Annotated in this window: 14 protein-coding genes; 13 read left to right on the top strand and 1 reads right to left on the bottom strand. The window is 42.7% G+C overall.

Translation table 11 applies throughout. The features are described from left to right. Positions 1-7 precede the first annotated feature (7 nt). The 7 genes from NRIC_RS14205 to NRIC_RS14175 all read left to right on the top strand — a co-directional run bounded on the left by NRIC_RS14205 (position 8) and on the right by NRIC_RS14175 (position 6090). Positions 8-1012 (top strand): zinc-dependent alcohol dehydrogenase family protein, encoded by a 1005-nt coding sequence (locus NRIC_RS14205; RefSeq protein ID WP_146623370.1) that lies wholly within the window; start codon positions 8-10, stop codon positions 1010-1012. 384 nt (positions 1013-1396) lie between these two features. After that, entirely contained in the window at positions 1397-3046 is a 1650-nt protein-coding gene (locus NRIC_RS14200; RefSeq protein ID WP_146623369.1) for a PTS system mannose/fructose/sorbose family transporter subunit IID, read from the top strand. A 15-nt stretch (positions 3047-3061) separates the two neighbouring features. Then, positions 3062-3499, top strand: a complete 438-nt coding sequence (locus tag NRIC_RS14195; RefSeq protein ID WP_146623368.1) for a PTS sugar transporter subunit IIA — start codon at positions 3062-3064, stop codon at positions 3497-3499. Then, positions 3471-3944 (top strand): PTS sugar transporter subunit IIB, encoded by a 474-nt coding sequence (locus NRIC_RS14190; RefSeq protein WP_146623367.1) that lies wholly within the window; start codon positions 3471-3473, stop codon positions 3942-3944. Before NRIC_RS14195 ends, NRIC_RS14190 begins: the two co-directional genes overlap by 29 nt. Before the next feature lie 12 nt (positions 3945-3956). Then, positions 3957-4721: an SDR family NAD(P)-dependent oxidoreductase gene (locus NRIC_RS14185; RefSeq protein WP_146623366.1), complete on the top strand. Its 765-nt coding sequence runs from the start codon at positions 3957-3959 to the stop codon at positions 4719-4721. Positions 4722-4739: 18 nt separating this feature from the next. Then, complete coding sequence (locus NRIC_RS14180) at positions 4740-5471, top strand: GntR family transcriptional regulator (protein WP_146623365.1); 732 nt, start codon at positions 4740-4742, stop codon at positions 5469-5471. Positions 5472-5484: 13 nt separating this feature from the next. After that, positions 5485-6090, top strand: coding sequence for a P-loop nucleotide/nucleoside kinase family protein (locus tag NRIC_RS14175; RefSeq protein WP_146623364.1), 606 nt, complete (start codon positions 5485-5487; stop codon positions 6088-6090). A 49-nt stretch (positions 6091-6139) separates the two neighbouring features. On the opposite strand, the gene NRIC_RS14170 is transcribed toward NRIC_RS14175, so the two are convergent. After that, positions 6140-7039, bottom strand: coding sequence for a helix-turn-helix domain-containing protein (locus NRIC_RS14170; RefSeq protein WP_146623363.1), 900 nt, complete (start codon positions 7037-7039; stop codon positions 6140-6142). Positions 7040-7140: 101 nt separating this feature from the next. On the opposite strand from NRIC_RS14170, the gene NRIC_RS14165 reads away from it, so the two are divergent. The 6 genes from NRIC_RS14165 to NRIC_RS14140 all read left to right on the top strand — a co-directional run bounded on the left by NRIC_RS14165 (position 7141) and on the right by NRIC_RS14140 (position 13009). Then, entirely contained in the window at positions 7141-8322 is a 1182-nt protein-coding gene (locus NRIC_RS14165; RefSeq protein WP_146623362.1) for a M28 family metallopeptidase, read from the top strand. Positions 8323-8512: 190 nt separating this feature from the next. Then, positions 8513-9166 carry a DUF1266 domain-containing protein gene (locus tag NRIC_RS14160; RefSeq protein ID WP_175580113.1) on the top strand — a complete coding sequence of 218 codons (654 nt, stop codon included), beginning with the start codon at positions 8513-8515 and terminating at the stop codon, positions 9164-9166. Positions 9167-9405: 239 nt separating this feature from the next. After that, a complete protein-coding gene (locus NRIC_RS14155; protein WP_146623360.1) occupies positions 9406-9606 on the top strand; it encodes a cold-shock protein in 201 nt (66 codons plus the stop codon). A gap of 77 nt (positions 9607-9683) precedes the next feature. After that, the gene (locus tag NRIC_RS14150; protein ID WP_146623359.1) at positions 9684-9911 is read left to right on the top strand and encodes a hypothetical protein; all 228 of its coding nucleotides are present in this window, start codon (positions 9684-9686) and stop codon (positions 9909-9911) included. A gap of 348 nt (positions 9912-10259) precedes the next feature. Beyond that, positions 10260-11780 (top strand): ABC-F family ATP-binding cassette domain-containing protein, encoded by a 1521-nt coding sequence (locus NRIC_RS14145; protein ID WP_146623358.1) that lies wholly within the window; start codon positions 10260-10262, stop codon positions 11778-11780. A gap of 107 nt (positions 11781-11887) precedes the next feature. Then, positions 11888-13009 (top strand): aminotransferase, encoded by a 1122-nt coding sequence (locus NRIC_RS14140; protein ID WP_146623357.1) that lies wholly within the window; start codon positions 11888-11890, stop codon positions 13007-13009.

Below are 13009 nucleotides of genomic sequence, written 5' to 3'. Positions count from 1 at the left end.
ATAGACTATGAAAGCAGGATATTATGTTGGGGACTACACCTACGAGGTAAGAGAAGTTCCTGAACGCTCACCGGAAAAAGATGAAGTGAAGATTCGCGTCGCTTGGTGTGGGCTTTGTGGCACTGATGTCCATAAGTTCCAAGGTCAGAATGGCGCCAGTGTGGTAGTTCCGCCAATTATTTTAGGGCATGAGTGCTCAGGGATTGTTACGGAGGTTGGACCGGAATGTGAGTATTTTCGTCCAGGAGATCGTGTTGCTTGCGATCCAAGCTACGGCTGCGGAAAATGCAGCTGGTGTCAACAAGGGCTGCCGAATTTTTGCAAGGTGCGACACGGAGTAGCTAAGGGGTTCTCCGAATATGTCTATCCTCCTGAACAAAATGTTTATCCAATTGCGGATGGCTTGGATTTGAAAACAGCCGCCTTTACAGAGCCGTTGTCATGTGCCATTCATGGGTTGGACTTGATTCAGATCGAAAGCGGAAAAACAGTTGCCATGTATGGTATGGGTGCCATTGGTTCATTGATGCTGCAGCTAATTCGACTTTCCGGTGCAGGAAAAATCATCGTCGTAGAACGAGAAGCGGAAAAACGGCAGTTGGCTTTGGAATTAGGGGCAGATCTCGCAGTGACAGACCAAGAAATCGAAACGATCGGACAGCAGGAAAATCTTGATTATGTGGTGGAGTGTATTGGATTAACCAGTACTATGGAACAAGCAATTGCGATAGCTGGGAAAAATAGCAAAGTGCTGCTTTTCGGTCTAGGGGATCCGCAGCAGCCCATTCAGTTTAATCAGTTCGAAGCTTATACGAAGGAGTTAAGCATTTATACTTCCTATTTAAATCCCCATACTTCCGCTCGAGCAGTCAAACTGTTGGAAAGTGGTCAGATAAATACCGAAAAAATAATCAGTGCGGAATTAAGCTTGGAAGCGATCGGGGAAGAACTGCAACAGTTGACTTTTTCAAAAAAAGGCAAAGTGATGGTGTATCTGTCAGGCGAAAATTGATAAAAAAAGGATTATAAGTCCTAAGCATCAACCTCATTTTTCGAAGGAAAAATGAATACTTTAATACGAATTAGGATGTCAGTTCTGCTTTTCCCAGTGTCAAAAAAAGATTGCAGAAAAAGAAATGCAGAGAATTCAGAAGAGAAGAGTTTAGCAGAATGATATACGTGATGAGCATCAACCTCATTTTTCAAGGAAAAATGAATACTTTAATACGAATTAGGATGTCAGTTCTGCTTTTCCCAGTGTCAAAAAAAGATTGCAGAAAAAGAAATGCAGAGAATTCAGAAGAGAAGAGTTTAGCAGAATGATATACGTGATGAGCATCGACCTCATTTTTCCTTGGAAAAATGAGTACTTTAATACGAATTAGGAGGAAAAAATATGGTAGTCTCGGCAATATTAGTAGCATTATTAGCTACGATGGGGCAATGGTGGTTTTTTGGTCCGGTCACTAAATGTTTGGTCTATCCGTTAACAACCGGTTTTTTAGTCGGTATCTTTATGGGCGATCCCATGACAGGAATGCTGGCAGGAGCGAATATCCAATTGATTTATCTTGGTTGGATTTCGGCAGGAGGAACGATGCCGAGCAATACGATCGTAGCTGGTATTTTCGGGACAGCGATGACGATTTTATCTGATTCTGATCCTACCATGGCGGTGACCTTTGCGATTCCGTTCAGCATGTTGGGGCTGTTGCTGAATCAAGTGTATATGACCGTTAACGCTGCATGGATTCACCAAGCAGACAAGCTTTTAGAGAGCGGGAACATCCGCGGGGTGCGGTTAATGAATTTTGTTCCCTCCTTCTGTATGGCTTTCCTGCTTTATGGAATTCCCGCCTTCTTGCTGGTAAGCTCTGGCAGCAGCTGGGCACAACAATTAATCAATGCAGTTCCTGAAACTGTTATCAGTGCCTTAGAAGTCGTGGGTGGAATCATGCCTGCATTAGGAATTGCCATGCTGCTGAATTATTTGGGCAAACGTCACTTGATTCCTTGGTTTTTCGGCGGTTTCTTCCTGACTGTCTATTCTGGCTTAGGATTGACTGCGGTATCGATTTTCTCGGCAATTATTGCGTTAGTCATGTATTTGAATGATAACAAAAAGGAAAAATCGGAGAAGAAAAAAGTCAAACGTTTATCTGTCAACAAAGAAGTGCAAACAGTCGAAGTCAATAATCAATCTGCTCCTGCAGAACCTGTCGTGGACTATAAGAAAAAACTGTCCAAAAATACTTTGGTTAAAACATGGTTGTGGACCACAAGTACAGAGGCTTGCTACAATTACGAGCGTTTGCAGGCCTTAGGAGCAGCCAACTTGATGATCACGCCAATCCGGGAGCTTTATGATACGAATGAGGAGCGAGTAAGAGAGCTGAAGAAATATATGGTTTTCTACAACTCCGAAGTATTTACGATCGGCCCAATCATCAACGGGATCGCTTGTTCTATGGAAGAAGCGCGGGCGAATGGTGAGGATGTGCAGGACAAAGATATTAATGCTGTACGTACAGGACTAATGGGACCAGTAGCTGGAATTGGCGACACGGTCATGCAAGGGATTTTATTTCCGATCATTTTCGGAATCGGCTGTTCCATGGCGTTAGATGGCAGCTATTTAGGTCCAATATTGTCTTTCATCGTATTTGAAGCATTGATTTTTGGATGCGGTTACTTTATGTTTATGACAGGGTATAAACAAGGGAAAACTTCATTGCTGAAAATCTTGAAGAATGGAACGATTGATCGTATTATCAATTCTTTCAGTATCGTAGGTCTAATGGTTGTCGGGTCAATGGCTGCTAGTCGAGTCGCAGTTAATACGCCTTTGGCTGTGACTGTCGGTGAAGGAGTAACGAAAATCCAAGATGTCCTGGACTCATTGGCACCTGGCTTGATTCCGTTAGGGATTACTCTATTGGTGTGGTGGATGCTGAAGAAAAAAATCAATACCGTTTGGATCATTATTGCTATTTTCGTAGTGGGAATTCTAGGGTATTACTTAGGTATTTTAGGCTACGCAGCATAAGTTGAGGTGGAATAAATGAGCAATATCGTATTAATCAGTCATGGGGATTTTTGTGTTGGTTTATTAAGTAGTTTGAAAATGATCGCTGGAGATACATTTGGCATCAAAGCAGTGCCTCTGGTTCCCGGTGAATCACCAGAAAGTTACCGTGAAAAGCTGGCCGGAGTTTTAGCTGAAATGGATACAGCGCAGGGCTACGTCATTTTATCTGATATATCTGGAGGAACCCCTTTTCAAAGTGCCGCTTATTTGGCAAAAGATTTCCAAATCGGTCTGATCTCAGGGATGAACATGCCGATGCTGTTGACGTTGGCGTTAGGAAATACCGAAGAAAAAACACTAGAAGAACTGATTGAAAAAGCCACTCTGGAGAGTTCGTTAGGTGTAGAAGGCAAAGTAGTCAAACGAGGGGAGCGAAAGAAACGTGCAAAACTTAGTGTTAACAAGGATTGATGATCGCTTGATCCATGGACAGGTGATGACAGCGTGGATCAAAAACAAAGGTGCCGATCAAGTGGTGATCGTAGACGATGGTACTGCAAACGATGAATACATGATTGAGGTTTTAGAAATGGCGATTCCTGAAGAAATTGCAATTGGCATCTTTACGAAAGAAGAAGGGGTACAGTTCTTTAGCCAAGGCCTTGAAGCTCCAACGATCTTATTAGTGAAGGGTCCTGATGTCTTGAATTATTTGGTCGATCATGGGATTGAAATCACGGAAGTAGATGTTGGAGGTATGGGGACACGGAAGGACCGCAGTGTTTTGTATAAAAATATTTCCACCAGTGTCGATGAGAATCAACAGTTTAAGCAGTTGATTGCCAAAAATGTCAATGTCTTTATTCAAGTGATGCCGCAGGATAAACCTGCGGATGTTGCTAAATTTTTGGACTAGGAGCGCGGAAAAATGAAGGGTAAAGTAATCGTGATCACCGGTGGTGCCAGCGGTATGGGCGCGGCCATGGCAAAAGAATTCACTGCACTTGGGGCAAAAGTAGCTGTTTATGATCTTGATGACCAGAAAGGCAATGCGCTAGTCGAGGAAGTCGGATCGTCGAATCTCCGATATTACAAAGTTGATGTGACAAATAAACAGGCGATCGAAGAGGCAACTGAAAAAGTGGAGCAGCAATTTGGTGCGTTGACTTCGTGGGTTAATTCAGCCGGAGTTTCTGAAATGGCCCCCTTCTTGGAAAGCAGCGAAGCATTATGGGATCTAACAATGAATGTTAACTTGAAGGCGACCTTCTTGTGTTGCCAAACAGCAATTACGCGAATGTTGAAACATGGCGGCGGCCAAATCTTGAATATGTCTTCATTGTCAGGCAAAAAGGCTAGTTCATGGCAGACGGTCTATTGTGCTAGCAAATTTGGGGTACAAGGATTGACACAATCGATCGCTAAAGAATTTGCGGATCAACACATCCGAGTCAACTCCATCTGCCCAGGCATCGTCTACACAGAAATGTGGGAGAAGCTGAAGCACCAATATGCTAAAAAGCGTGATCTTGACCCTGAAGAAGTCATGGACTATTTCAAGAGCAATATACCCATGCATCGATTGGTGGATCTGCAAGACGTGATTCATGCGGCGGTCTTTTTACTAACGGACCAGTCTAGTTACTTGACTGGACAATCGATCAATTTAGTTGGTGGAGAATGGATGGACTAAGAGGATAGGAGGAGCAGCATGACAACGTTGGATTTCAACAGCAGGGAGCAATTGTACTACCAGCTATACGATCTGTTGTTTCAAGGAATCAGCAACGGGACCTATAAAGTGGGGGAGTTGATTCCATCAGAAAGTGAATTGATGAAACGCTATCAGGTAAGTCGTGCTACTGCCAGAAAAGCGATGGAAATGCTGGCGAATGACGGCTTTGTTAAAAAGAAACGAGGGTTAGGGACAGTCGTGGTTTCGACTCGTCCCAATCACTCGCCGCAACGGGTCGTCAATTACTCTCGTAAAAATGAACCCACCAGTGTGATTTCTCAAAAGAAGATCATCCACTTTAACACAATAAAAGCGCCAAAAGAAATTGCACAAGTTTTAAATCTTGAGCCTGAGACAGACCTGATTTGTCTCAAACGTGTACGTTATGGTGGAAAAGAACCCTTCTATTTGGAAATTAACTATTTTGAAAAGGACTATGTTCCTAAAATTCTTACACGTGACTTTTCGAAAGAATCTCTGCGCGTCTTTTTGAATAAAACCTATGATATTCAATGGGCTTATGCCAGGCAAGAAATCTATGCCATTACAGCAAATGAGGAGTTTAGCCAATTGCTGCAGGTGGAAACGGGAAGTCCGCTGCTGCATATCAAGCGGGTTTCTTATGATGTGAAGGATTGTCCGCGAGAATATGTTGATACGTATTATCTGGCAGATAAATACCATTTGGAAATCGAATTGACCATTTAAAGGAAGGATCCACATGAACAAGACCTTGATTTTACTAGCCGGGTACCCTGGAACTGGAAAAACCTATCTGGCCAATGGCATTATGGAACGTTTTCCTGAGTTTTGTCTACTTTCTCCAGATGAAATCAAAGAAAAAAATTGGGATTTGTATGGTTTTAACAGCTTGAAAGAAAAAGAACGCTTGATCCAACAAAGCTGGCAGGAATATTACGAGACGTTGGAAGATTGTTTTAAGCGGCAGATAGGAGTTATTTCAGATTATCCTTTCAGCGACAAGCAGAGGGCGACTCTCCATCGATTGTCTAAAATCTATTCTTACCAAGTCATCACTGTTCGACTGATTGCTGATTTGGATGTTTTATTCCAACGACAGCAGCAGCGTGATTTAGACGAGACACGTCATTTAGGACACATTGTGAAGTGTTATCAAAAGAATCAAGTACTTCGGCATGACGAGGCAGACAATTTGTTGACCTATGACGAATTTAAAAAGCGTTGTACAACAAGAGGGTATGAATCCTTTGCTTTAGGTATTCTTTTCGAACTGGATGTAACAGATTTTAATGATGCGAATTATGAAAAGCTGTACGGTGCGTTGGAAAAAATAATGAACGGCTGATAAGCAAAAGCTTCAGATATGTGTGATAACATTATCTGAAGCTTTTTATTTATTCTTCTCTCACCCGAACTGGTCGGGCTTCAATATACCCACGATATCCTTGTGGTTCAAGCTGAACGCGCGGTGCGTCCTCAGGCGCCCACACACAGGAAAACTGGCTTGGATCATAGTGGTCGATTTGTTGAATCAGGTCATTGATAGCTACATCAAATTGTTCTTCTGGATATGGATTGCCTTGAAATATCAGCATCGTGTTCGCTGGGATTGTGAAGCAGTCAAAGCCGTCAGGAAGGATTCCAGTATAATTTTCTGGTACTTCCACACCTTGAGCATAAATAGAAGTCTCTCTTTTTTGAAAGGAGGCCGGCAGCCACATACCCACAGGTTCATAAAGGGCCTCTTTGATACTTGCCAAGATCCCCCAAACATCACAGCCGATTTCTTTTGCATAGTCTAAGTAATTGTCCGCCTTGTTTCCTCGCAGCAACAGCATTTTTCGGGCGGGAAAATGCATCAAATGGACATGGAAGGATTGTGACAAAGGGCTGATCTCCGCTGGTCTATCCATCATTAAATAATAGCTTTCGACAGGATAGGGGTGAAACAAAGGGATCGGCGGTGTTTGCTGCTGATAGGCTTTGGGTCGAATCCCAAACTGCTTTTGAAAAGCTCGGGTGAAGCCTTCATGGGAGTCAAAGACAAATTCTAACGCAACATCCACTACTTTGCGTTTTTCATCTCGGAGCACTAAAGCCGCTTGTGACAAACGCAGCTTGCGAATGTATTCGAAGGGTGAACTACCAGTGTATTCTTTGAATAGTTTGGCGCAGTGCCAGGGAGAGTATCCGGCTTGTTCGGCTAACAGGTGCAGAGTAAGATCGTCCTCTAAATGTGTTTCTATATAGGTTTGCATACGTGTAACAGCTGCAGCATGGTCTAAATGTGCCATCGGGGCCCTCTTTTCTGTCGTGATGAGTTTCGCAAGGAAGGTCAAGTTTTTTTTAATCGATCTTCTATACTTATGGTATCAAGAATAAGGAGTGAAGAAAAGTGGAAAAAATCAAAGAATCGATCGTCCGTCATATGAAGGTATTGTGTGAAGAAATTGGTGCGCGAGCAACTGGATCAAAAGCCAATACACAGGCTGTTCAGTATGCTGCAGAGACGCTCGAACGATTGGGGTACGAGGTGACACTTCAAGAATTTCCTTGTATCGATTGGCAGAATCGAGGAGCACAGCTGAAAATCGATGGGCAAGCTTTAGAGGTGGAGGTCGCAGAGTATGCCGCTCCTTGCGAAGACTCTGGTGAGTTAGTTTTTGCGGAAACGCTTGAACAATTGCGTAACCTTAATGCGACGAACAAGCTTTGCGTCATCTACGGAGAGCTCTGCAAAGAACCACTTATGCCAAAAAGCATGACCTTTTGGAATCCGGAAGAGCACCAAGCAATTATTCGTGAACTGGAAGAACAAAAACCGTCTGCGGTAATCACGGTAAGCTTTCTCTCGGAAGTAGCCGTACCCATTATCCAAGATGGTGACTTTGATATTCCCTGTGCAACTGTAAAAGGAAAATATTTGCCGACACTGCTTCAAGGAAAACAGGCAGAGTTGACGCTGGATACTGAGCGCAGACAGACGACAGCCGCCAACGTCATTGCCACCTTCGGCCAGGGAAAAAAGGTATCGTTTTCAGCTCATATCGATACAAAACCAACGACACCCGGCGCGTTGGATAATGCCAGCGGAACAGCTGCTTTACTGGTATTAGCTGAACGGTTAGCAAAAACAGAGGAGACATTTCAAAAGGAGATCGTTCTCTTTAATGGAGAAGACTACTATTCAATGCCAGGAGAAATGACCTTCATGAATCAGTCTTTGACTGTGCCTGAGGAGTACTTGTGGGCCGTCAATGTAGATGGTATTGGGATGAAGGACAGCAAAACATCTTACTCCTTTTATGCTTGCTCTGAGTTGTTCGAGCAGCGTTTCGAACGATTTGCGGTTGATAATGACGAGTTCGAAAAAACCGAGCCTTGGCCAATGGGGGATCATATGCTTTTTGCCGGAGCTGGCATCCCAGCAATTGCTCTCACCTCTTCGAAAATCACCACGCTAATGGAAATGGTGATGCATACACCAAAGGATAATCTTTCCATTGTCGATTATGAACGTATTGCTGAAACAGTTTGTTTCTTGGACCAGGCTGTCGAAACCTTCACGGAAGAGTAAAAAAGTACAATTATTGAAAAAAAGAAGCAATTTCTAATTTTTAGGGATTGCTTTTCATTTTTTGAAAAAGATGGATACAATCGTTGTGAGACCAACCATGAATGAACAACTCTTACTTCGACTGTTGAAAAAAAGCCCTAAATCTGGATATTTTTTTGCTATACTGTACAAAAAAAGTGGAGGACAAAAAATGGGACTGTTGCGGTTTATCAAAGAGTCGATCAAAGAAGGATACGATGAAGCAAAAGCAGAACATGAACAAGGAGCAGCGACATACCAAGAACTAAAAGCGGCACCGATCACATTGGAGAAAAAGGCCTTAGCCTTGGCCTGTCCTATGAGAGAGGTACTGTTGAGTTCCGATATGGGCGGGTTTTCGCCGCATTTGTACAAATTAGGAATGCTGGATTCGAAGCAAAAAAAGGAAGCTCGGGATTTGCTGGCAAGGGATTTTGATATTTATGGAAAAGAAGAGATTGAACACAACCAGCTGATTCAAGCACGACAAAAGCTGTTTGCCGAATGGGAAAAGGATGATCAGGAGGTCGATACTGCAACGTTGCTGACACTGGCGAACGTCCACCTTTATATCTTGACGACTGCGATTGATGCTGACTACATCACATTTGATCAAGTCCAAACGGACATCTCTACCTTAGTAGATACCCTCACCCAAAAACTTCATGTCGACTCTTGGCAGACCTATGCAGCGCTGTTTAAACAAGGAGAAGAACAACTGGCTATCAACAATCGATTAGGTCGGAAATTGATTCATTCCCGCATTCGCTGGCTGCTGGAGGATGAGGAAAGTCCATGGGTCAATCTAAACTGGGCAGACCAGTAGCAGGAGTAGACGAATCGATTGAATCTATTAAGGAATTTGCTCAAACCTTAATATTTCAACGGCGATTCTGACAGATCGTTCATGTTTAGTTGCTTTTGGAATCTGAACGTGTTATGGTAGTATGGTAATGTTTTGATATGTGAAATTTGTTTATCTATAAAAGTTGATACGCACTTCTCTTTACACGTCATTTTCTATTACAAAATAAACACACACGATGTGTAATTTGGAGGTACGTTATGAATAACGGTACAGTAAAATGGTTTAATGCAGACAAAGGTTTTGGATTTATCACAGGTGAAGATGGAAATGATGTATTCGCACATTTCTCAGCTATCCAAGGTGACGGCTTCAAAACATTAGACGAAGGTCAATCAGTGACTTTTGATGTTGAAGAAGGTCAACGCGGCCCTCAAGCAACAAACATTGTTAAAGCATAATTTTGATTAATCGAGAAGATCTGATGCAGGTCTTCTCTTTTTTTAGATTCGAATCAAAACCGCTGGGAGGAAAAAGAATGAATAGTAAAACGTTTGGCTATAAGTTGACTGTCCCTCTTTTTGCAAGTGAGAAATTTGCCGTAGGTTCCAAAGTGGCCTTTCCTTATGAGAACAGCCATCACGAGGGAACGATCGAAACCATGATGAACAACTCGGCAGTGGTGAAAATCTCACAAAGTCCCTCTAAGGCGTTGATCGACTATAAAACAGTGATCAGCTATAAAAAATTGACATGTGTTGAATAAAACGAGGAGTTTGTATGCTTTTGCATGCAAGCTTTTTTTATTGACCAGCCCCTTTTTTGACATTCACCGGAAAAACATGATATGATGCTTGGCGAAAGAGGGAGACCTAGATGATTTACGATTATTATTTACGATTTACTAGAAAAGCAGCTCTTAACTTATGGATACGATGAAGCATTGTTAAGAGCATACAATCAGAAAATTCTTCATCGAAAAAGCCGACAGGTGGTCGTTTATTTGAGCTGCCCGGCCTTTTTCGATCACGAATGAATTATTGTGTAGCGACAGACGATGCAGATTGTCTGTCGCTTTTTTATAATCAAATGAACCAAGAAAGAAGGAAACAACATGTTAAAACTAGTCGATATTACTCAGCAATTCGGGGATAAAATACTCTATGAAAAGATCAACGCACAGATCAATCTTGGCGAGCACGTTGGATTGATCGGGAGAAACGGTGCTGGAAAAAGTACTTTGATTAAGATTATTACTGGTGAGATTTTGCCGGATGATGGACAGGTCGTTTTGTCGCCTAAAATTCATTTGGGCTATTTAGATCAGTATGTGAACGTCGATGAAACACTGACGATCCAAGAATTTCTGCAATCAGCTTATGCGGAAGAGTTTGAAAAGGAAAAACGGATCGGCAAGCTTTATGAAGAATATGCAGAAAGCTTAGACGATAGACTGCTGGATCGTGCAGGAAAATTGCAAAATGAACTGGACCAAGGTGAATTTTATCAAATGGAGACCTTGATCGATGAATTGGCCAATGGACTGGGCATCTCTGTTCTGGGAATGGCCAATCGACTAAAAAATTTAAGTGGCGGGCAACGATCAAAAGTTCTTTTAGCGAAATTATTGTTGGAAAAACCTGAAATCCTGATTTTAGATGAGCCGACCAATCATTTAGATGACGAGCATGTTCAATGGTTGACTCAATTTTTGAAGGACTTTTCAGGCACCTTTTTAGTTGTTTCTCATGATCGAGCATTCTTGGACCAGGTAACGACCCACATTTTGGATATTGAGTTCGGTCAATTGACCAAATATACCGGAAACCTGCAAAAGGCGCTCAAACAAAAGGAATTGCGTTCACAAACTTACATGCGTCAATATGAGGCGCAGCAGGAGCATATCAAAAAAACCGAGGCCTACATTCGCAAATACAAAGCAGGATCTCGTTCAACGATGGCGAAAAGCCGTGAGAAGCAATTGGCAAAAATCGATCGGCTGACTCCCCCGAGCGACGCACCAAAACCCAACATTGTTTTTCCATATACAGCAATCGTTGCGGCGATTGCCTTAGAAACGGATCAATTGCAGGTAGGGTATCAAAAACCGCTGCTGCAGCCGTTAAATTTGACGATCCGCTACGGGGAAAAGGTGGCTTTGCGCGGCTTCAACGGGATCGGTAAATCGACGTTGATTAAAACCTTGATCGAGGAAATTCCTGCGCTAGCAGGCAGTTTTCACTTTCCAAATTACACGAAAATCAATTACTTTTCTCAGGAACTGGCTTGGGAAAATCCTTTGGAAACGCCTTTTCAATATTTAAGCAATCAGTTTCCCAAAAGCAATAACAAGGAGCTGCGCCGCCAGCTGTCTCGTGCAGGGTTAAGCAGTCAGTTGACGCAGCAAAGCTTGAAAACACTGAGTGGGGGCGAGCAGACAAAAGTAAAAATCGCACAGATGACAATGATCAACAGTAATTTTTTGATTTTGGATGAACCAACTAATCATATCGATCAAGACACGAAGCAAAGCCTGCAGGATGCTTTGAGCAAATTTCTAGGAACGGTCGTAGTCGTTTCCCACGAAAATACGTTCTATGAGGAGTTCATCGATCGGATCATTGACCTGGGGTAATCGGCAATCGAATAATTATGCAAATTCAATCAATAATTATAAAATATTGCTACCCAATCAGACTTCTTCGCGTTATAATGCTAAGCATAAGTAAGGGAGTGACGTGAATGAAAATAGACCCATTTAAAGTCGAATTATGGATGAATGAACACGAGGAAAAAGCCATCTACAACACAGGAGAAACGTGTGTTGATTCGATCAGTATTGATCAATTATTTGAAATCGCCCAAATCAACAAGGCAGAAAAAGTAGCTGAGTTGATGCAAAAGCGCTTGACTTATGGGCATATCTTTGGAAATCCGGCATTCAAAGAAGGAATTTGTTCGTTGTATCAAAAGCTGTCACCGCAGAATGTGCTGACGACGCACGGGGCGATCGGGGCTAATCATTTGGCTCTTTATTCACTAGTAGAATCTGAAGATGAAGTCGTGGCCGTTTTGCCTACGTATCAGCAGCTGTATTCGATACCTAAATCTTTTCGAGCAGCCGTCAAAAGTTTGACTCTGACCCCAGAGAATCAATTTTTACCAGACCTTGATCAATTGAAACAGCTCGTCACAGAGCAAACAAAGTTGATCGTCATCAATAATCCAAACAATCCGGCAGGCTCATTGATGGATCGGGATATGCTTTTAGCGATCATTGAGATTGCTAAATCGGTAGATGCGTACATTTTGTCCGATGAAACTTACCGCGGATTGACTCAAGAGGATGTTGACAGCCCTTCGATTGCAGATCTGTATGAAAAAGGCATCAGTGTCAGCAGTATGTCGAAGGTCTTTTCACTGGCCGGTCTGCGCTTGGGCTGGATTGCCTCTCAAAATGCAGAAATCATGGAACAATGTGCCTTGCATCGTGACCACAACACGATCAGCTGTGGATTGTTGGACGAGGAATTTGCGGCGATCGCATTAGCCAATCAGGAAAAGATTTTGGCTCGGAATAAAAGGATCGTTCGTGAGAATTTGCAGATTTTAGATGCGTGGGTCGAAAAAGAACCGCATATCAGCTATGTTAAACCGCAGGCTGGAACGGTGACGCTGCTTTATTATGATTTTGAGATGTCAAGTCGTGAGCTGTGCATTGAGTTGATCGACAACCATGGCATTCTTTTCACACCAGGCGATTGCTTTGAGTTTGAACACTGCGTTCGAATCGGCTATGCTTGCGATACGGAAGAATTAAAAGCCGGTCTGGCAAAATTTTCTGAGTATTTGGCACAAATCTAA

Origin of the sequence: Enterococcus florum (assembly GCF_004309355.1) — a bacterium.
Classification (GTDB): Bacteria; Bacillota; Bacilli; order Lactobacillales; family Enterococcaceae; genus Enterococcus_A; species Enterococcus_A florum.
This window is presented reverse-complemented; position numbering and strand designations above follow the sequence as displayed.